This window comes from Cohnella sp. GCM10027633 (assembly GCF_042675445.1).
Taxonomy (GTDB): domain Bacteria; phylum Bacillota; class Bacilli; order Paenibacillales; family Paenibacillaceae; genus Cohnella.
This window is the reverse complement of record NZ_JBHTGV010000001.1, coordinates 1,020,828-1,042,116: the sequence shown is the minus strand read 5'-3', so window position 1 is coordinate 1,042,116 and position 21,289 is coordinate 1,020,828. Positions and strand designations below refer to the sequence as shown.

Sequence of the window (21,289 nt, the reverse complement as noted above, 5' to 3'; positions counted from 1 at the left end):
AAGAAGCCGGGGAGCGCCTCCCCGGCTTCTTGTTCATATAACCGCAGCATGGATTATTTCAATTTCAAGTGCGCTAGATCGTGTTGCAGAACGTTGTTTCCTTCTTGGGGATCGAACGCGATTTGACTAAGACCGAAGACGTTCGTAACGACGTCTTTGTCTTTCGTATGAGTGATCCTGACTTCGTAAGCGTAGAGCGCCGGCGATAGTTGAAACGATCGAAAGGTTCTGTATTGGTCGGGAGGCAGCGTTTGCGTCGTCGGATCGACCATCGCGATGCTTACCGGGGATCCCGACGACCAATCGAACATTTGAACGGTGACGGAATGCGCATCGTCCGGATCGACGTTAAGCGCTTCGACGGTCAGGAACGCCGTACTGGAATGCCTGCGCAACACGCCGGTCGACAGAATAAGGTTATGGCCCAATCGTAGCCCTCCTTTTCTTAAAATTGGGACAATCTGTTCCCATTGTCATTAGATGAGGATGACGAGGATAACGAAACGAATACATGCGGAGAAGCGTTACGGAACGGGCTTTTTTTGCATCATCGCGATCTTTTCAGTCGGACAATTTTGCCCTCGTAAAGGAGAAGATTACCTCATAGGAACTCTTTTTCAACATTCGTATGATAAGACTAGTCCACGAGATCGGCAATGTTAGTTCCGGGAATATCCGTGAAAGCGCTAACAACGAGTCGGTTGCGGGCGAAGGAGCTTGATTAGATTCGACATCGGGAAGAGCAGAGGTGATGCGGCTGGACGTATATTGGCGATGTTCTCTAGAGGTATAGGGTCTCTTCTAAACTAACAACATGATTCGAGGAGGAAATAATAGCATGTTACAAAGACGGTTATTAGCCTGCTTGCTTGTGATGGCGATGCTAGTTACATGGTTTACTCCGGTTAAGCCGGCCAGCGCGGCCTGGGGAGACGACGTGTCTCTATTGACCGTTAACGAGGGCGGAGACGGCAATACGGCGACATCCGCGAATGCGCCGGACGGACAGACGGCATGGAGCTTGAACACAGGGACGGCGAAGGGCGGCGGTCCTTGGGATAACCTATTCACGCCGAGCGTGTCGCCTCTAAGAGACGTATCGGCCTATCGGGACGGCTACTTCGTCTTCGAGATATACGTTCCCAATGCCAGCTTCAAGAATATGGTAGGGAACAACTGGCTCGTCATCGTAAGCGACAGCAACCCCTCCGGCGACAAGTTCAACAACGATTCTCGCCTTCAATTGAATGTAAGCGGGGTCGCAAGCGCAGCGGTCGGCACATGGGCGACGGTCTATACGAAGCTATCGTCGTCGAGCACCGTTGCGGGGAATTTCAATGATGCCTGGCTGGACAAAGTCACCAGGCTGGCCATGCATCTGCAATGGGATGCAGGCGTCCCTAGCACACCGGTGTTCATGAAGAACCCGCGGTTCCAGAAAAGCACGTTGGGCGCCCCGCTGTCCCCTTCGACGGTTCCCGCTCTCGACGTGTCGACGCGAACGGTATCGGCGAACGCGCCGGCTAGCGGCCAAGCGGTGGAATTCGCGATCAGCGAAGACGGGAACGCTCCCGCATCCGGTTGGGCGGACGGCGTGAACAACGGCGGCGTGTATTCTTATCAATTCGCCACCTTGCCATCGTCCAGCACTTATTATGTATTCGCGCGAGCGAAGCCAGACGGCACTTACGGCTTTATCGGCGCATCGACAAGAACGACCGTAACGTTGATCGACGAACAAACCTTGGTAGACGATGCCGCGGCGTCCCTAACTTGGGATACGATTAAAAGCGGCAATACGTTGGTTAGCGACGTGAAATCGCAGCTGACGCTTCCTACTTCTATCGGAACGACGAACGTAGCATGGTCTTCGGACAACGCCGCGATTAGCGACTCCGGAAGTGTCAATCGTTTGTCGGATAGAGAAGCGGACAAAACCGTCGTGCTCACGGCGACGATAACCAAAGGCGCCGCAACCGCTACGAAAGCTTTTACCGTGATGGTGAAAGCCGCTCCGGCGGCGGTCAACGCCCGGGTCGCGACGTATTTCCCGAATGCCGAGGAGGGCGCGAACGCGGTCGCGCCAGACGGTAATAACGCGTTCAAGCTTGGCGCCGGAAGAATCGGCGCGGGCATCGAACGGATCTGGAATGCCCAATTCATCAGTAGCAGCGGCAATCAGGATTTATTAGGTTACGCGAATCAATATTTGGTGTTCGATATGTATGTTACGAACGCGGAACTGTTGAATTTCAGCGGCAATAACTGGATTGCCATTGCGACCGGGCTCAGCGATCTGGACACCAATTCGCGACTTCATCTTAACGTTAGCGAGATGAGGAACGGATCCGCTAACGGATGGATCACGGTAGCCGCGCAATTATCGGCGTCCAATTCTCCGAATGGCTTCAATCCCGTGAGTCTAGACAAGGCATACCTGGGAAGATTGCAAATGCAATGGGCATCGTTGCCCCAAGGCGACATCTACGTGAAGAACCCGCGCTTCCAGAGCACCGCGGAATCTCCGCGACCGATTCCCGCGGCCGTCGAGACGGACGACGACGTTACGTTATCGTCTGCGGCGCCGACGAACGGTCAGGTCGTGCAGTTCGCGATCAACGCGACCGGCAATGCTCCGGCGGAGGGAGATTGGACGACGGGAACGCTCGATTCCGGCTTGTACTCGGCGACATTGGCCAAACCGGCGGGCAATGCCTATTATACGTTCGCGCGCACGGCTTCGAGTACGCAGTATCCTTTTGCGGGAACGCATACGAGAGCGAAGGTGCAGCATCTGACCGACAGTCAAGCCATTGCGGACGCTACAGCCGCTCTGACTTGGGACGCGATCAAGAACGCGAACGCGAACCAATCAGGCGTTAGAACGGCATTGACGCTTCCGACCATAGGCGCGAACGATACGGCTATCGCGTGGTCGGCAACGCCGACGGGCATCATCGATACCGTGACGGGCAGCGTAACCCGCGATGCCGACGATGACCAAGCCGTAACCCTTACGGCTACGATCAGCAAAGGCAGCGCAACGCCCGTTCAGGTGCCTTTCGCGCTGACGGTAGCCAGCACGGCTAACGAGCTTGCCGAAGCGTTCATTGACTTTAACGACGCCAACACATTTGCTCAAGTGGGCAACAAGCTTCAAGGCAACGGCATCGGCATCAGCCTTGACGGAGACAGCGTCGCTGTGGCGAACGGACAGCAAGGCGGAGCAGGGGCCGAGAGGGGCGCCGCGAAGGTCGGCGACTTCATCTACGTCATTGTCAGCGATCCTGGTCTTGCGCATGTCAACAAAGCCGAATTAGCGGTTACCTACTGGAGACCGAGCGCGACCGGCGGGATTTCGTTGCAATATAACACGATCTATCCCGGCACCTTCGACGGCTTCGACGCGTATCGATCGGCCAGCCTTCCGGCAACGGGAAGCGGCAGCAATTGGGTGACGTCCAAAGTCGTGCTGAACGGAGCCAACTTCGATACGGGAAGACAGAATCAAGGGGCGCACTTCCGGTTCGCCACGGCCGGAGCCATCATTCAGAGCATCCGAATTACCGAAATTCCACCGACGGACGCGGAAGCGATCCAATTGGCTTCGGACGCGCTCACTTGGGACGCGATCAAGGGCGCGAATACGAGACAAGATCTGGTCGAGACGGATTTGACGCTTGCCACGGCGGGTTCTACGAGCACGAGCATCGTATGGACCTCTACCAATAACGCGGTCATCGATAGCAACACCGGCGAGGTAGATCGTCAGCAGAACAATGAGGCCGTAACCCTCACGGCGACGATTAGCAAAGGTACGGCGGCGCCGGTCGTTAAAACTTTCCTTATCGTCGTTCGCGGTACGGGTACCGGAACCGATGCGGATGCGGTGACGCATATGATCGACAAACTGACATGGGATTTAATCAAAGGCGCCAATGTCATTCAGGGTAATGTGACGACGAACCTCGTACTTCCGTCGATGGGCGACAATATGACGGACATTACATGGGCCACGTCCGACGCGACCCGCATCACCGCCGCAGGCATCATTCCGACCAACCGTCCTGACGGCGGCGGTACCGTCACGCTCACGGCGACGGTGAAGAGAGGTCCGGTAGCCTCTCCCGTAACGCAAACGAAGCAATTCGCGTTGACCGTTCCGGACAGATATGATTACGCGAAGTATATCAGAACGGCAATCGCGCAGGCGAACGACGCGAAGGATTGGGCGATCTCCGACTACAACGTACTCGCTTTCGGCGCGAAGACGGAAGCGATGGCAGCCGATGAGAACCTCGTCGATTTCGATAACAGAGAAGCCTTCCAGGCGGCCATCGACGCGGCATACAATGACGGCGGAGGCGTCGTCTACATTCCGGCGGGAACCTATGCGTTCCGTACGGAGACGACCGGCATCGTAAGCGTGAAGAGCACGACCGGCAATACGAATTACGAATATAAACAAGTTCTGCAATTGCGGGCGGGCGTGCAGCTCCGCGGCGAATGGGATAACCCGGATGCGGCCGGCTACGACGGTACGATCGACGGAACCGTTCTTGCGGTCTACGCCGGCAAGGGTAGCGACAATTACGATACGTACGTAGACTCCGTCGCGACCGAAAATCAGACAAACACGAAAGTCGTTGCCAATGTGTCCGACCGCTTCATCGACATGGAGCAAGGTACGGGCGCTTCCAATCTCTCGGTATGGTATCCCGAGCAGGATATCGCTCAGGAAACCGTTGTTGAAGTGAGAGGCGAAAACGGCCAGAAGACAGGGGAGTTTGAGACGATTCACGGCGTACCGTATCCGTGGACGTTCTATCAAAGAACCGGAAACAGCGTGACACTGGATAATGTCACTCTTGTTAATGCATGGGGCGGCTTCATCTCCATGCCGAGCGAAATGCACTATGTGTTGAACAGCAATATGACGGCTCTCTATAAGGGCATCGTGGTTCACACCTGCACGGATATTGGGCGGATCGAGAACGTGGATATGAACCCGAAATATTGGGTGAATTCTGGTCTGGCGGGCGCACCTGCTCTTGAAACGGTAAGAGATTACACGAGAGCGAATGCGACCGGCTTCATGATGCACCGTTCCGACTGGGAATACGTGTCCGGATTGAACATTTCCGGTTATAAGACGGGCATGTGGATCGGAAGAGAACTGGTCGGCGAAGACGCGCCGAACGCGCAATTCTACGGCTTGAAGATCGAAGACAGCCAGACGGGCATCTATCTCGACAACGTCAACGGCTTCGGTCTGCTGCTCTCGAATTCGGAATTCGGAGGCGACGTTGCGGCGTACTTCAACGAACGCTTCGACACGTCCGTCCAATTCAACGGCGTCACGTTCAAGGGTCCGATCGTAAGCGATGCCAGAGGCGGGGTCATCTCGTTCGAGGATAGCACGTTCGACGAATACGACGATTACGCGCTGAACTTCCGCAATCGGGGCAACGCGCTGGTCAGCCAGAGCAACTTCAAGCAAGCGAGCAAACACGCGCGTCTCGGAGCCAACTTCGGAACGTTCAAATCGGTGAATTCCGGCTACGACCTGCACATCGAGAGCGCCGATCTTGCCTCTCGCATCGATAATCTCGATCTCGACGTGAAGGCCGACGGTACGAACACCGCGGTACAGATCGTGAATGACGTCGACTATCTGTTCGAACCGATTCCGAAGGACGTCAAGACGGATATCGACGTTCACCCGAGACCGGCATCTAACGCCGTGCTCAGATTGGATTTCCCGCGCTCTTTAACAAGCAGCGCGCCTACTGTAGATATAGCTGAGCAATTGCAGGATGCTCTAGACTACATCAAGACGCATCATAATGGCGGCACCGTGTATTTGCCGGGCGGAAGATACCTGCTGAATTCTCCTGTCATCGTGCCTGAAGGCGTAGAGATCAGAGGCACGTGGGACGTCCAGCACCATACGCAAGGCGGCGGCACGGCGATCTTCACCGCTTACGCCGGCGGTGCCCAGGGCGAGAACGGAGCTTCTCTGATTCAGCTTCAGGCTCACGCGGGCGTCAGAGGACTTAACCTTACGCAAGCGAATATCACGAGCGTCAACCTTAACGATCCTAACCAAACGCTGAAGACGCCGTTCTTGGTGCAGGGGCAAGGAGAAGGCGTATATGCGATCAACTTGACGATCCCGATCGGGGATAAGGGCATCGACCTTGCTTCTTACCGAACCGACGGCCACTATGTCGATTACTTGGGCGGCACGCTCTTGAGAGCGGGCATCTGGGTCGGGGGAGGCGCGGAAGGCGGATTTATTCGGAATATGCAACTCAATCCGCACTACGCGTTGAGACTTCCGGGAGGTCAAGGCTATGCTGCGCCTTCGGGCGATCTGTACGGATTCGTGCAAAGATACCTAAGCGCGCTCAAATTCGCCGACGTGGAAGACGAGACGATCTTCAATAACTTCGTATTCGGTTCGGTATACGGCGTGCACTTCCTGAAGAGAGACTTGGGCAACGGCCAATTCGCCTACCCGGGCAAATTAACGATGATCGGTCACGGCTCGGACGGATGCGCGTATTCTCTGTACGTGGAAGACGCGGACGAACATACGAAGATCATCGCGATCAACTCGGAACTGGTGAATACGAACATCCCGACGGAGCCGAACAGGGCGTACGTCAGAATGGGCGACGTGCCGAATACCGCCAAGATTCATCCCGACGCCGAAATCGTCCTGTACAACAGCGCGTTCTGGGGAAGTCCGAGCGTAGCGGGAGCGATCGTCAATAATGGCATCGTTCGGATTCAGCAAGGCAACTTCACGCAGCTGCCGAGCAGCAATCCGGGCATAGAAGTTCATGCCGGCCAAGCGCACGTCTACTCTTCTTACTTCCAGCCGTCCAAGAACGGCCAGAATAATAACGTGTACGCGATGCTTCGCGAGGGCGGAACGTCGATCGAGCTCAGCAACAACTATTACGCGTCCGGTTTGAGGAACAGCACGCCGGTCGGTAATCCATACGGCATCTACGGCTCGGATCTAGAGGCGGAACCGTTCGTGTTCAACATGACCCATAGCGGCGCGGGTCAACGATTCAGCTTCAAGTATAACGTCGGGGGAAGAACCTCCGCGCCAGGGACGCTCAGCATCGTTGCTCCGGCGGCTTACGCGGAAGATTTCGCTCCGATCCCGTTCGGCGCGCTTGCGGCAGGCGAATCCGTAACCGTAGATTTACCGTCTTACGTCGCGGGTCTGATCACGTTCAAGCTTCAGCTTGAAGACGGCAAGGCATACGCCTATACGGCCAAGTTCGACGAGGCGTACGCGGAGAAAGCAAGCAATGTCGGGGCGGTTAATCCGGCGAAGAACGCGGCGACTCCCGCTTATGTAATGAACGCCGAAGATTACGTAACTTCGGGAACGTGGAACGGTCCGCAAGACCTCGGCGTACAAGCGCGTTACGCATGGGACGACGGCAACTTATATGCCTACATCGTCGTTACGGACGACGTGCACTACAGCAATCAGTCTGGCGGCAACATCTGGAAGGAAGATAACCTGCAGGTAGGCATCGATCTTCGCAATCCGGCGACAGACAGCACGTTGCGGAATGAATTCGGGTTCACGCTCAATAATGACGACGAAGAGGTCGTATGGGCATGGACGCGTCCTTCGGGCGGCAATGCGCCGACGGCGCCGATCACGGATATCGTGGCCAAGATTACGAGAGACGACGTTGCGGGAACGACGATCTACGATTTGAAGATTCCGTTCAATACCGTTCACGCGAATCCTGCATCGCTGCTAGCGAACGGTAGAATCGGCGTATCGATCATGCTCAACGAATCCGACGGTCCGGGCGAATCCGACGGTACCAGAGGCACGTTCGAAGTCGTAGGCGGACACTTGAAGAATTCGGAATTGTTCACGAATCTCTATCTGTTGAACGCGGGCGAATACGAAGAGAAGCTTGAAGCATCGGCAACGGCTGCCGTTGACGCCGCCGTCGCGACCGAGTCGGCTGCCGACATCGCGAAGGCGCGCAACTATGTCGCGATTCTGGCCGACGGAGCGGTGAAGACGGAACTTCAGGGGCGGATCGATGCCATTGGCGAAGAACAACCGGGCGGAGAGAACCCGGGAGGCGGTTCCTACGTACCGCCGGCTTCCACGGAGATTATCGTGGATAACAACGGCAACGTAAGCGTAAGAACCGTGTCGACGATGAATGCCGGCCTCGCGCAATCCGGCGTATCCCAGAGCGAGATCGACAACGCGTTCGGTCGCGCCGATCAAGAGGCCAAACGGATTAAAGTACAAGTATCAAGCATCCCGAGCGCGAACGGATACGGATTAGAGCTCCCGACCTCCTTGTTCAAGGGAGAAGCCGATCGAACGGTCGTAGTAGAAACGCCGTTAGGCTCGGTCGTCGTATCGAGCTCGATGTTAAGCGAAGATCAATTGAACGGAGCCGGCAATACCGTAACCATCGTTATTCGTCACGCGGATAAGAGCGGATGGAGCCGGCAACTGACCGATCAAGTCGGCGATCGTCCGGTCGTGGATCTGTCCGTCATGTCGGGCGGCAAACCGATCTCATGGAACAATAGCAAAGCTCCGGTAACGATCATGATCCCGTATACGCCGATAGGCGCGGAAGCGCAGCATACGGAGCAGCTTGTCGTTCGGTACGTGGACGGCAACGGCAACGTAACGCCGGTACCTAGCGGGAAGTACGATGCTTCGACAGGCCAGATCGTATTCCGCACGACGCACTTTAGCGATTATGCCATTGTCTATGCCAAGCCTGCATTCAACGACTTGCCTCTCTGGGCGTCGAAGGAAATCGAAGCTTTGGCAGCCAGAGGCATCGTTGACGGCCGGACGGGAACGACCTTCGATCCCGGAACGCGAATCAGCAGAGCGGAATTCCTGGCTCAAATGATCAAGCTTCTGGAGTTGGATGCATCGTTCGACGGTAATTTCGCCGATCTAGAACCTGGTGCGGATTATTACAAGGAAATCGGAATCGGTCGCGCGCTAGGCATTATACTAGGAACGGGCGGCAATAAGTTCCAGCCGGAACTTCAGATTAGCAGGGAAGACGTGGCCGTTATCATCAAGCGCGCTCTTGATCGTTGGCAGAACAAGCTGCCGCAAGTATCGTCCAAGTCGATCGACGATTTCAAGGACGGCGCGAAGACGGCGCCTTATGCAAGAGAAGGCTTAACTTATTTGCTTAACGTCGGTTTGCTCCAAGGCAACGGCGGCAATACCTTGAATCCGAAGGGGAACCTGACCCGAGCGGAAGCAGCGGTTATCCTGTATCGCATTTATACGCAATCGCACTAACAGACAAGAAGCCGGGGAGCGCTCTCCCTGGCTTCTTCTTCTTTTAACACTATCAACACGCTCGCTTAATCAAGCCGCCCATGTCCTTTTCTATACTATAATAGCTGCTTCGCGCAGCGAACCAAGAGGATCGGGCGGTGAATCGATTGCTGAAAAAACGCGAATTGCATGAATGCCTTTTCCTGTACGACTTAATGATGGATCCCGCAGTCTTTCCTTACGTCCGCCACCAAATCCGCCAATATGAGGAGTACTTATTCGTAACCGAACAGATGATCGTCGAAGAAGAACGGGAAACCTGCATTTCCAGAACCATCATACACGAGTCGGGAGCTCCCATCGGAACGATCGATCTCTATGATATCGTCAATCGAACGGGATTCTTGGCGACCTGGATCGGAGCTCCTTATTTCGGACAAGGGTATAACCGACGAGCGAAGGAATCGTTCCTGACCGAACTCTTTCTCGAGCATCGAATCGAAACCGTATACTTGAAGGTCCGAATCCACAATATTCGATCGAAGAAGGCGATAGAGAAACTGCCGTATGCCGAGTTAGCCAACGATATCGTCCCGCAGCTCTATCAATCGATCAATCGGACGCATCGGATCTATGATCTGTATCGGGTGGAGCGGTTGGCTTTCCTCGAGAATGAAATGCTCGCCGGCATGGTCGGAGCCGATAATCGACTTTGCCGCCCGAAAGCCATCGAACAGATGACCATAGGGAGGGCTTTTTTCGTTCCGTAAACCGCCATCCGCCGCACATAATTCCGAGGCGCGATGGTCAACGTAAGGGAATCTGAGGAAATCGAGCGAAAAGGAGGAATCCGAATGAAAATCGACTCTTTCGCGGACGAGACCGAACAACGGCTCGAGCAGCTGTTCTCGGGGCAAAGCGATTATCGATCGAGAAGGTTGACCATCGGCGGCACGGCGTGCCGACTGATCTATATGGATACGTTAGTCGATTCGTCGCTCGTGCAGCAGTTCGTCCTGACTCCGTTGCTGGATCGCCCCTCCGAACCGGTGCGGGACGTCGTTACGGTGCTCGATTACGCCGAGACCGAAAGCTTGGAAGAAGCCGCGAAGGCGATCGTCGAGGGCTATACGGTACTTCTTCGCGACGGTGATCGATCTCTGTACTTGCTCGGCACCCAGCTGAAGAAGGAACGCGCGCTCACGATCCCGTTCAACGAGCGGGTCATCCGCGGGTCGAACGAAGCGTTCAACGAGAACCTGGACACGACCGTTAACTTGATGCGCAACTTGATCAATACTCCGGAATTCATCGTTCGCGAATATACGATCGGGCGCCGCTCGCAGACGAGGGTCGTACTTATGTACGTCAAGACGATCGCCGACGAGACGATGGCGGAGGAGCTCGGGAAGAGGATCGGCGGCATCGACATCGACTATCTCGAATCGCCGGGCTTCGTCGACGAGCTGATCCGGGAACGCAAGTTCAGTCTGTTCCCTCAGACGCTCGTCACGGAACGACCCGACCGCGCGAGAGCGTACGCCATGGAAGGGAAGTTCGTCGTCGCGGCGGACGGTTCTCCGGACATGGTCGTGCTGCCGGTATCGTTCTGGAGCTTCTTCCAGAGCCCGGAAGACTACCAAGTGAGCTGGTTCGTGGGGACGGTGTTCCGGCTGCTGCGCATCGCCTGCTTGTTCCTGACGATCGGGCTTCCCGCCTTGTACGTGTCGGTCAGCTCCTTCAATCCGCAACTGCTCCCGATCAACTTCGTCAATACGCTGCAGAGCTCGCTCAAGTACGTGGCGTTCCCGCCGTTCCTCGAGGCGTTGTCGATGATGCTTCTGCTGGAGGTGTTGCGGGAAGCGACGATCCGGCTGGCTAACCCGGTCGGGCAGACGATCGGCGTCGTCGGCGGCATCGTCATCGGGACGGTCGTCGTCCAATCCAACTTGGTCTCCAATACGATGGTCATCATCGCCGCGTTAACGGGGCTGGCTTCCTTCATCTTGCCTTCCTACGAGATGAGCAGCGCGATCCGACTGCTCAGCTATCCCGCTCTCTTCCTGTCTGCGCTGTTCGGATTATTGGGCCTGGTCGTCTTCTTCATGATGCTCTGCATTCATCTATGCCGGTTGGAGACGATGGGCGTACCTTACTTCAAGCCGCCTTTCACGCTCGACGAGACGAAGGATACGCTGTTCCGCGCGCCGGTCTGGAGCATGGCGAAGCGGACGGAAGCGACTGCGCCGAACAATCGAACGAGGCTGCGCGATCCGAGAGGATGGAAGCGATGAAAGAGGAAAAATCCATTACCGGCAGGCAGCTGTTCGCGCTCGTCTTCCTGGCGCAGCTCGGCACGGAAGTGTTGTCGCTGCCCCATGTGGAAGCCGACGTCGTCGGACATGACACGTGGATTATCGTCTTGTTGAGCGGGCTCGTCGCGCAAGCGGGCATCGTCTCCCTCTGGTGGCTCGGCAACCGCTATCCGACCCGTAACTTGTTCGCTTACGCCTCGCATATCGTCGGCAGGCCGATCGGATCGCTTATTAACCTCATGTACGGATGTTATTACGCCTTGTCCGGGTTGATGCTGGTGCTGTTGTACTCGGACATGCTGAAGCGTTGGATGTTCGTCCTGACGCCCAGGTGGCTCATCATTCTGATGCTGCTCGTCGTCTGCGGCTACGCGGCGACCTCTACGCTGAGGAAGATAGCTTACGTCTCCCAATCGCTCATGATGTTCTCCTTGATCGGCTTCTTGCTCATCGTGTTCAGCGGCATCTACGGCATCGAACCGAATCACTTGCTGCCGGTTTGGACGGTCGGTTGGCTGCCGGCGCTTCAAGGCATTTACGTCGCGTTCAGCGCCTTCGTCGGATACGATCTGTTGATGTACGCCTATCCATACGTGCGGGAGACCAGCAAGCGCAAGGTGCTGCTCGCGATGACGCTGGCGAACGCATGCACGATCGCGTTCTACGTCGCCGTATGCCTCGTCTGCACGATGATGTTCAGCGCGAACCAGCTGTATCTCATTCCGGAGCCGATCGTGTTCATCTTGAAAAACTACCGCGTCGACATTCTGCAAAGCTTCGATACTCTGTTCCTCATGTTCTACGTGTGCATCGTGCTGTCGACGATCTACGTCTACTTCTTCCTGGCGGCCAAAGCCTTCGTGCACGTTCGCGCTCGCGGGCTCGGCAAACAGCAAGCTTGGGTATGGGCGATCGTCGCCGTGACGTTCGTCGGCGGGTGCCTGCTGAAGAAGCGCGGCGATCTGCTGAAGTTCGCCGCGATTCAGGATGCCGTCTCCTTCTGTCTCGTCTTCGCGCTGCCGTTCGTCTTGCTCGCGATTTCCGGAATCCGGGGCACCGGGAGGAGCGACGCATGAAGAGAGCGATCGTCGCGGTTATTCTGTGCTTCGCGCTCGTCGGATGTTGGGATCAGCTGGAGCTTAAGAATTTGCATTTCGTCGATACGATCGGCATCGATTACGAAGGCGGCGGCAAGCAGTTGAAGGTCGGGTACGTCATCACCGCGCTCCGGGAAGCGAATCAAGGCGGCGGCAAGCCGTCAAGCGTGTACGTGGAGTCGACCGGCGATAATCTATATGAAGCCGCGGCGAGATCGAACAAGGCAATGCCGGGCATTCTGTCCGTGCTGGAGACGAGACTGTATCTGATCGGAACCCGGTTCGCCAAGGATCGTCCGATGCAATATTTGAACATGGCCAGCCAATTCATCACGAATCCGTTCTACGCGTACTTGGCGATGTACGACGGGGACGTGGCGAAGCTGCTGGCGACGAAGGGCTTCAAGGGGAAGACCGTCTCCGATTTCTTAATCGGCTTGCTCGAAGACGAGAAGGAACGCGGCAGAATACCGCCGAACAAGCTGCTTAACTATATTCTCGGAGGCAATGGGTACGTGAACGACTTCGCGCTGAACCGGTTCGAGTCCTATGAGGAAGGCGTGCGCTTGGCCGGTACGGCGTTGTTCAGGGACGGGACGTATACGGGCGTTAACCTGAACGACGAGGATACCCAGCTCGCGTACTTGCTGCGGGAAGGCGCCGGAGCGAATCAGCTGCTGGTCGGCCAGTGGAACGGCAAAGCTTACTCGGTTCTGCTGCAGCATGCGGCCCGCCGATATCGGATCCGGACGAATTCGCAAGGCATCGAAGAGATCCGCGTATCGTTGAAGCTGGACGTGAAGCTGATCGAAGACGGCGTCAAAGACCGGAAGTACGCGGCGGGCGACTACGCCGAGCTGGAGACCGCCATCGAACGCGATCTGACCTCGAAGTCCGAAGGCGTGATCAAGACGCTGCAGCGCGCGAATTGCGATTACTTGCAGCTCGGAGGCAAGGCGGCCGCCTATCATCCGGAGGCGACCAAGCGGATGAACTGGCGCGCGCTATATCCGGTCGTACGCATCAAGCCGGAAGTTCGGGCGACCATTCTGAACAGCGGCATTTTGGAGTAGCGGGCGTCATGTCAAGCAAGACGAATTCCCTTCGGTGGGTAACCGAAGGGAATTTTCATGCCGATATTCGATGATAAAAAGGGTTATTTTGCGCGAAAGCGAAGTTCATTGGGAGAAGAAGAGTAACAGAGGAGGCACTTTCATGCCCAAGCCCGATCTCGCCGCGCTTCAGCCTCACGAGACGCTCGAGCATCTCAGCGATTTTCTATTTCCTCCGTACATTACGTTGGCGCATATATTCAATGCTCCCGAAGGATGGGGCTTCGAAGGCCGGGTGCTCAAGCAGCACGCGGTCAACTTCGTCATCGACGGAGCGGGCGAGTTCATCGTCGGGAACGACGTCTATCGGCTCGGCAAAGGGGACGCGTTCTACTACGGCCCGATGGAGAGCCACGGACTTCGGACGATTCCGGGAGTCCCGTTCCTATCGATGACGGTCGTGTTCCACTTCGGAGACGCGAGTTTCCCAATGGATCGGCTGCTCGGAGATCTTCGGCATTGCGGCGGTTTCGCGGGGCATGCCGTCGAGAACTTCTTCGCCGAGCTCGTCGCCAAGTACCGGCTGCCCGGACCGGAGAACCGGTTCGTCTGCCAGAGCTTGCTGACGTCGATTCTTACGGAGATATCCCGCCGGAGCGAAGCCGACCGCAACGCCGCGGACGACGCGGCGCGCGGCAAGAACGTCGCGCGGCTCGTGCTCGCCAAGAACCATATCGAGAGCAATCTCGACCGGGAGCTCGATTCCCGCGAGCTCGAGCGCATCGCCGGCATGACGTGGAACTATCTCATCGCGCAATTCAAGCGGGCGTTCGGCATTACGCCGATGCAGTTCTTGATCTGGGCGCGCGTGACGAAGGCGAAGGAGCTGGCGCTCCAGACGCCGCTGTCGTTCGGCGAGATCGCGACGCTCGTCGGCTACGAGGACGTGCACGCGTTCGGCAAGATGTTCCGCAAGAAGACGGGCATGAGCCTCACCGAGTTTTGCGCTTCCGTCTACGAGAAGGAGCATCGCATTCTATGGCCGGGCAACGAGAATCCGGCGGAATCGCGATAATGGACACTTATTTGCAGACGCGGTCTACATACAGGTCCGGGCGGCCTTTCCTATAATGGGAGTTAACGACCGACGAACCTAGTAGAAGGGGCTGCAGGCGAAGATGAACATGCCGATCGATAGATTATTATGGATAGAGCGCGCGATAGACGGCAAGAAGCTGGCATGGAACGTAACGGAAGATCGGGCGACTCTGTCCGACGAAACGACGGGAACGACGATCTGGGAGGGCGGGCTGCTGCCCGCGTTCGAGCTATGCTTCCCCGACGGGCGGAGGGCGTTCATCAAGGCGGAAGCGACGCGGATCGATCCGTTGCCGGAAGGCATGAATCGGATCGCGCTGCGGTTCGGCGACGCCGGCGAAGGCGCGCTCGACTGCGAATGGGCGTCATGGGGGCTGCGGATCGCGAGCTTGAGCGCGGAATGGGCCGAGGACGCGTCCGTCGTCGCGTTGCATTTTGGAGCCCGTTTATTGACGGCAAGCCAGCTGGCGCGGACGCCGACGTTCGCTCCCGACTTCTGGCCGGATTGGTCCGCGGAAGGCTATTGCGTGCCTTGCGCCGGATCGAGTCCGACGAAGAGCTATTGGCGCTCTTGGGATATGGGCAACGCGCGCTTGCCGCTCGGCAGCTTCGGCGACGCGATGGGCACGCCGTACGCGGCGGCGTTCCCGAGGCCGCTATACGCGGCGGCGATGGGCGGCAAGGCGGGGTGGTTGGCGTTCGGTCCGGGAGACGTGCCGCCGGCCGCCGTCACGTTGGAGCTGCGCGCCGCGACAGCATGCTTGTCCTATTCGTTCCGCGAGGACTTATGGGGCGCGCCGGATACCCGGCGGAGATCTTGGGACGAGCCGCTCCGGCTCGCATGGGGCGATTCCGGCTACGATGCGATGGCGCGGCTCTACGGGTCGTTCGCGGCCGGCGCGTCGTCGGACGGAAGAACCGATGCGCAGCGGATCGGGCACGCCCGATCGTTCGTCTGCACGTGGGGCGACTTCAAGGAAGGCCGGTACGATCTGCATAAGATCGTCGATCGGCTGGCGGATCGCATCCCGGCCGACATGATCATCCTCGACGACGGATGGGAGACGGCGATGGGAACCGCGGAGCCGAACGAAGCCCGGTTTCCGGATTTCGAAGGCGACGTGGCGCGTTTCCGGGCCAACGGTTACGACGTCGCCTTCTGGCAGTCCGTCGGTTGGATCGCTAACCCGGAGCTAGCCGGGCTGGCGGCCGAAGATCTGCTATGCGGGCCGGACGGCATCCCGCGCAGATGGACATGGTCGGGCAATCCGCTTCGGCCGGAATCGCACGGCTACTACTTGCTCGATCCGAGCTCCGACCGGACGAGGCGCTTCTTAACCGAGCGGACCGAGCGGCTCGTTCGGCGTTGGCGGCCGGCGGCCCTCAAGCTCGACTTCGGCTACGGCATGCCCGGGCCGGACGTCGCGTCTCCGCGGAATCCGGCATACCGGGGCGAGCGGCTCGCGCTGGAGCTGCTTCGCATCATTCGGGATGCGGCGAAGAGCGTCCATCCCGAAGTGACGATCATCTATTACGGCATCCATCCGATCATGTCGCGGTATTGCGATCTGGTTAGCATCGACGATCTCGGGGATGCCGGAGACAGCGCCGATTACGAGCGCAGCGGTCATAACAGGCGCTGCCTGTGGGCCGCGCTGGCGGGAGCGACCGGCATGCCGGTCAACACTTCGACGGGATATTATTGGGACGCGCTGCCGTCGATTCTGCTCGACACGGCCGTCGTCGGAACGAACGGCTTGACGCTGGGCACGGCGGACAGCGCCGGCAAGCCGATGACGGACGCGATGATGCAGCGGTGGAACGCGCTGGAGGCGTGGCGTCGGCGGGAAACCGCGCGCTGGGAGCCGCTGTGGCTCGAAGTCGAGCTTGGCGGCATGCATGCGGAGACGGACATCGTCTCGTGGGGGCGCATCGAGCGGGGCGGCGTGCTGGCCGCGCTCGCGTTGCGCGGAGACCGGCGCGAGCCTAAGCGGTACGAGCAAGTCCCGTTCGTCTCGTTCGCCGGTCATTGGGCGCTTATCGCGCAGGACGATCTCGGCGTCGATGCGTCGCGCTCGCTCGCCTGCATTCCGTTCACGGCCGGAACGCTGCGGCTGGAGCGGGAGTTCTCGACCGTTCATGCTTACGGTCGCAGCGACGGCGCATGGACGAGGCTGTGGACGGTTGCCCGCGACGAACTTCCAGGCGGCGAGCTCGTCGTGCGGGAGGAAGACTTGTCTCGCATCGCCGGATTCGTAGTAGAGTAACCTGGTATCTCGCCGCCGCCAATGGCAAGAGCCTCAGCGTTCTTTGCGATATTTCGCATACACATAAACGTATAATCGCGAGTTCGGACAAATAGGTTCGCAATATCGCATACAATCGGAGCAACATCGCGAATAGGGAGTAATGGATTCGAAATACCGAATACAATCGGCGCAGGGTGGCACCTAGCGCAAATTGCGTTCGGTATTTCGAGTATTCGGCGAAAAATCGCGTAATCGCAAACCCCGTTCCGACCACGACGCCGCGCAACCGCGCAATATCGCGATTTTGCCATCGCTTACGTTCTCCTATCCTCGCCATGGCGACCGCGATTCCACTAGATATGAAAACGTAATCAACCGCATCAGGACGATATTTACGCTATTAGCCGCCCAATCTCATAATTAGAATTGTTCGATCATGCTAAAAGTCCATTCAGGGAGGTTAACGCATGCTTGGAAAGAGATTGGCAAGCTGGGGGCTTGCCGGAACGTTAGTATTCAGCATGGTGCTGTCCGCTTGCTCCAACGACAACAACGGGGGGAACGCATCGCCGTCCGCTTCGGAGACGACGAAGCCGTCGGAATCCGCGCCGGCGTCCTCGTCATCGGATCCCGCGCCGGCAGCGGCGGAAGGGCCGCTGGGCAAGTATGATCCGCCGATTACGATTACGACGGTGCGGCACTTCAACACCGGCACGAAGTTCGTATCCGGCACGGACTGGGATAACAACGTGTACACGAACGCGCTTCGCGACGAGCTCGGCATTCAGATGAAGAACTTGTGGATCGTCGACGATACGCAATATCCGAACAAGCTGAACGTCGCGATGGTATCCGGCGATCTGCCGGACGTGTTCGAAGTGTCGCTGCAGCAGCTCCAACTGCTCGTGGAAGCGGACGCGATCGCGGATCTGACCGAAGTATACGCGAAGTACGCTTCCGATCTGTCGAAGCAGGCCATGGCCGAAGGCGACGGCATCGCGATCGATACGGCTACCTACAACGGCAAGCTGATGGCCATTCCCGAGAGCGGCGGATCGGGCCGGGAAGACTCGCACTTCATCTGGATCCGCACGGACTGGCTGAAGAAGCTGAACCTCGAACCGCCGAAGTCGATGGACGACGTCATTAAGATCGCCACCGCGTTCGCGAACGACGATCCGGACGGCAACGGCAAGAAGGACACGTTCGGCCTCAATCTCGACGAGAACTTATTCAACGGCTGGGCAGGGCTGGACGGCTTCTTCAACGGCTACCACGCCTATCCGTTCAATCCGGGAGGCAAGAACGGCACGGGCATGAACCTCATGTTCGTGGAGAAAGGCGGACAGCTCGAATACGCCGACATCCAGCCGGAAGTGAAGACGGCGCTCGGCAAGCTGCAGGAGCTGTATAAAGCCGGCGCGATCAATCCGGAGTTCAGCATCATGGACGGCATGAAGTCCGCCGAGCTCGCGACGTCGGGCAAAGTCGGGATGACGTTCGGGGCGTTCTGGAACGCCGGCTGGCCGCTGAACGACATGAAGATCAAGGATCCGTCCGTCGAATGGGGGCTCTTCCCGCTCGTGTCGGTCGACGACAAGCCCGCCCTCAAGACGAGCAACAACATGGTGCCGAAGCGGTTCTGGGTCGCCAGCAAGAAGTCCAAGAACCCGGAAGCGGCCGTCAAGTTCCTCAACTTCTTCATGGAGAAGAACCACGGCGAGACGAAGGACGTCAAGTACAACGCGCTCGAAGAGAACGGGGAAAGCATCGGCACGTTCGGCCTGTCCCCGGTGCGCGGCGGCTTCGCCGAGACGAACCAGAACGATTACTACCTCGTGCAGGACGCGCTTAAATCCAATGACACGTCGAAGCTGACGCCGAAGGCGAAAGACTACTACGACGGCATCATGAAGTTCCGCGCCGGCGAAACGGCATCTTGGCCGAACGAGATGATGTTCGGTACCGAGAACGGCAGCTCCTACGGCATTCTCGCAACGTACAAGAAGAACAACGAGTTCATGACCAACGCGTTCCTCGGCTCGCCGACGCCGGCGATTCTCAAGAGCGGACCGGCGCTGAAGGACCTGGAGGTCAAGGAATTCACGAAGATCATCATGAACGAGTCTCCGCTCGACGCGTTCGACGCGTTCGTGGAGAACTGGAAAAACTCCGGCGGCAACGAGATTCTGGCGGAAGTCAACGAATGGTATAAGCTGCATCAATAAAAGCAAGAAGGGGTGAGGATTCCTTCACCCCTCTCTTCATTTTCTCCCCATAACCTGCATAGGAGGGACGACTATGGCGCAAAGCCGATGGGCCCGCGATTGGCCGCTGCACGCGATGGTATGGACGGGTCTGGCGTTCGTCCTCGTATTCTCTTACGGTCCGATGGTCGGCGTCGTTATCGCGTTTCAGAAGTTTCTGCCCGCGCACGGGCTGTTCGGGTCGAATTGGATCGGATTCGATAACTTCCGGCATATCGCCGAGATGCCCGATACCGGGCGCGTCATCATGAACACCGTGTACATCGCGCTCATGAAGATGGTCGCCGGCTTGGCCGCTCCGATCGTCGTCGCGCTGCTGCTCAACGAGATCGTCGTCAAATCGTTCAAGCGCTCGGTGCAGACGATCATCTACTTGCCGCACTTCTTGTCCTGGGTCATTCTGGCCGGCATTCTTCGCGACGTCTTGTCGCCCAACTTCGGCATCATCAACGACATGATCGCTTCGATCGGGTTTCCCCGCGTATTCTTCCTCGGGGACGAGCGCTGGTTCCCGTTCGTGCTGGTCATCACCGACGTATGGAAGGAATTCGGCTTCGGCACGATCGTATTCCTCGCCGCGTTGACGGGCATCAACCCGGTGCTGTACGAAGCGGCGGTCATCGACGGCGCCTCGCGCTGGAAGCAGACGCTGCACGTCACCCTTCCGGGCATCGTGCCGATCGTCATCCTGATGGGAACGCTCAGCCTCGGCAACGTGCTGAACGCGGGCTTCGATCAGGTATTCAATATGTATAACACCGCCGTCTACTCGACCGGCGACATTCTCGATACGTATATCTACCGCTTAGGCTTGTATAACTTCGAATTCGGCGTCGCGACCGCGGTCGGCCTGTTCAAGTCCGCCGTATCGTTCGTCATGATCTCGGTCTCGTACATGCTCGCTTACCGGTTCGCCAACTATCGTATTTTCTAAGGAGTGACGGGTATGGTTCAACATCGGACGGTCGGCCGAACGCTGTTCACGGCGGCCAATTACGCTTTCCTTGCCGTGCTCGCGCTGCTGTGCGTTCTGCCGGTCGTCAACGTGCTTGCCGTGTCGCTCAGCGAAAGCTATTACGTGACCGCCGGCTTGGTGAAGCTGTGGCCGAGAGGCTTCAGCTTCAAGTCGTACGAATTCGTCTCGCAGACGCCGGAATTTCTCCGCTCGCTATGGGTTGCGGTGCAGCGAGTGGCGCTCGGCGGCGCTCTCAATATGATCCTGACGATCGTCGTCGCCTATCCGCTGTCCAAGGAAACGGGGCAGCTCAAGGGACGGACGTTATACGTATGGCTGTTCGTGTTCACGATGCTGTTCTCCGGCGGCTTGATCCCGAGCTACGTCATCGTCCAGGAGCTTCATCTGCTCGATACGATCTGGTCGCTCGTGCTGCCCGGCGCGGTGCCGATCTTCAACGTCATCCTGCTGCTCAACTTCTTCCGGTCGCTGCCCAGGGAGCTGGAGGAAGCGGCCCATATCGACGGCGCATCGCACATGCAGACGCTGATCAAGCTCATCGTCCCGCTCTCCAAGCCGGCGCTGGCGACGATCGCCCTGTTCACGATCGTAGGCCACTGGAACGAATGGTTTAACGGCCTCATCTACATGAACCGTCCGGAAAATTATCCGCTCGCCAGTTACTTGCAGACGGTCATCATCCAGCGCGACATTATGTTGACGGCCGATCCTTCCATGATGGCTCAGCTCGCCGAGCTGAACAACCGGTCCGTCAAGGCGGCGCAAATCTTCCTCGGCGCGCTGCCCGTCTTCTGCGTCTATCCGTTCCTGCAACGCTACTTCATGACCGGCATCGTCATGGGCAGCGTGAAGGAGTGATCCGCCGCGACAGCGAAGTAGTAAGGCATATACTGGGCGGAAGGCCGGGTGCCGG

At 57.7% G+C, this 21,289-nt stretch carries 11 protein-coding genes; 10 read left to right on the top strand and 1 reads right to left on the bottom strand.

Annotated elements, in window-relative coordinates; all coding sequences use genetic code 11:
* Positions 1–53: 53 nt before the first annotated feature.
* Positions 54–428, bottom strand: coding sequence for a hypothetical protein (locus ACFQZG_RS04520; RefSeq protein WP_378150311.1), 375 nt, complete (start codon positions 426–428; stop codon positions 54–56).
* A 410-nt stretch (positions 429–838) separates the two neighbouring features.
* Here ACFQZG_RS04520 and ACFQZG_RS04515 point away from each other — a divergent pair, with 410 nt between their 5' ends.
* From ACFQZG_RS04515 to ACFQZG_RS04470, 10 genes are all read left to right on the top strand, one after another.
* A complete protein-coding gene (locus ACFQZG_RS04515) occupies positions 839–9,343 on the top strand; it encodes an immunoglobulin-like domain-containing protein (RefSeq protein ID WP_378150310.1) in 8,505 nt (2,834 codons plus the stop codon).
* A 137-nt stretch (positions 9,344–9,480) separates the two neighbouring features.
* Entirely contained in the window at positions 9,481–10,092 is a 612-nt protein-coding gene (locus ACFQZG_RS04510; protein ID WP_378150309.1) for a GNAT family N-acetyltransferase, read from the top strand.
* 84 nt (positions 10,093–10,176) lie between these two features.
* Positions 10,177–11,616 carry a spore germination protein gene (locus tag ACFQZG_RS04505; RefSeq protein ID WP_378150308.1) on the top strand — a complete coding sequence of 480 codons (1,440 nt, stop codon included), beginning with the start codon at positions 10,177–10,179 and terminating at the stop codon, positions 11,614–11,616.
* Positions 11,613–12,713 (top strand): GerAB/ArcD/ProY family transporter, encoded by a 1,101-nt coding sequence (locus ACFQZG_RS04500; RefSeq protein WP_378150307.1) that lies wholly within the window; start codon positions 11,613–11,615, stop codon positions 12,711–12,713. Before ACFQZG_RS04505 ends, ACFQZG_RS04500 begins: the two co-directional genes overlap by 4 nt.
* A complete protein-coding gene (locus tag ACFQZG_RS04495; RefSeq protein ID WP_378150305.1) occupies positions 12,710–13,807 on the top strand; it encodes a Ger(x)C family spore germination protein in 1,098 nt (365 codons plus the stop codon). Before ACFQZG_RS04500 ends, ACFQZG_RS04495 begins: the two co-directional genes overlap by 4 nt.
* Before the next feature lie 142 nt (positions 13,808–13,949).
* Positions 13,950–14,861 carry a helix-turn-helix domain-containing protein gene (locus tag ACFQZG_RS04490; RefSeq protein WP_378150304.1) on the top strand — a complete coding sequence of 304 codons (912 nt, stop codon included), beginning with the start codon at positions 13,950–13,952 and terminating at the stop codon, positions 14,859–14,861.
* A 103-nt stretch (positions 14,862–14,964) separates the two neighbouring features.
* The gene (locus ACFQZG_RS04485; RefSeq protein ID WP_378150303.1) at positions 14,965–17,151 is read left to right on the top strand and encodes an alpha-amylase family protein; all 2,187 of its coding nucleotides are present in this window, start codon (positions 14,965–14,967) and stop codon (positions 17,149–17,151) included.
* A 449-nt stretch (positions 17,152–17,600) separates the two neighbouring features.
* Positions 17,601–19,361, top strand: coding sequence for an extracellular solute-binding protein (locus ACFQZG_RS04480; RefSeq protein WP_378150302.1), 1,761 nt, complete (start codon positions 17,601–17,603; stop codon positions 19,359–19,361).
* Between the two features lie 73 nt (positions 19,362–19,434).
* The gene (locus ACFQZG_RS04475; RefSeq protein ID WP_378150300.1) at positions 19,435–20,334 is read left to right on the top strand and encodes an ABC transporter permease; all 900 of its coding nucleotides are present in this window, start codon (positions 19,435–19,437) and stop codon (positions 20,332–20,334) included.
* A 12-nt stretch (positions 20,335–20,346) separates the two neighbouring features.
* Complete coding sequence (locus ACFQZG_RS04470) at positions 20,347–21,234, top strand: carbohydrate ABC transporter permease (RefSeq protein ID WP_378150298.1); 888 nt, start codon at positions 20,347–20,349, stop codon at positions 21,232–21,234.
* Positions 21,235–21,289: the final 55 nt, after the last annotated feature.

Excerpts from the sequence above, each read along its gene's own strand:
- ACFQZG_RS04475 (WP_378150300.1), top strand. The coding sequence starts at position 19,435 with ATGGCGCAAAGCCGATGGGCCCGCGATTGGCCGCTGCACGCGATGGTA.
- ACFQZG_RS04505 (WP_378150308.1), top strand. The coding sequence starts at position 10,177 with ATGAAAATCGACTCTTTCGCGGACGAGACCGAACAACGGCTCGAGCAG.
- ACFQZG_RS04500 (WP_378150307.1), top strand. The coding sequence starts at position 11,613 with ATGAAAGAGGAAAAATCCATTACCGGCAGGCAGCTGTTCGCGCTCGTC.
- ACFQZG_RS04480 (WP_378150302.1), top strand. The coding sequence starts at position 17,601 with ATGCTTGGAAAGAGATTGGCAAGCTGGGGGCTTGCCGGAACGTTAGTA.
- ACFQZG_RS04485 (WP_378150303.1), top strand. The coding sequence starts at position 14,965 with ATGAACATGCCGATCGATAGATTATTATGGATAGAGCGCGCGATAGAC.
- ACFQZG_RS04490 (WP_378150304.1), top strand. The coding sequence starts at position 13,950 with ATGCCCAAGCCCGATCTCGCCGCGCTTCAGCCTCACGAGACGCTCGAG.
- ACFQZG_RS04515 (WP_378150310.1), top strand. The coding sequence starts at position 839 with ATGTTACAAAGACGGTTATTAGCCTGCTTGCTTGTGATGGCGATGCTA.
- ACFQZG_RS04470 (WP_378150298.1), top strand. The coding sequence starts at position 20,347 with ATGGTTCAACATCGGACGGTCGGCCGAACGCTGTTCACGGCGGCCAAT.
- ACFQZG_RS04495 (WP_378150305.1), top strand. The coding sequence starts at position 12,710 with ATGAAGAGAGCGATCGTCGCGGTTATTCTGTGCTTCGCGCTCGTCGGA.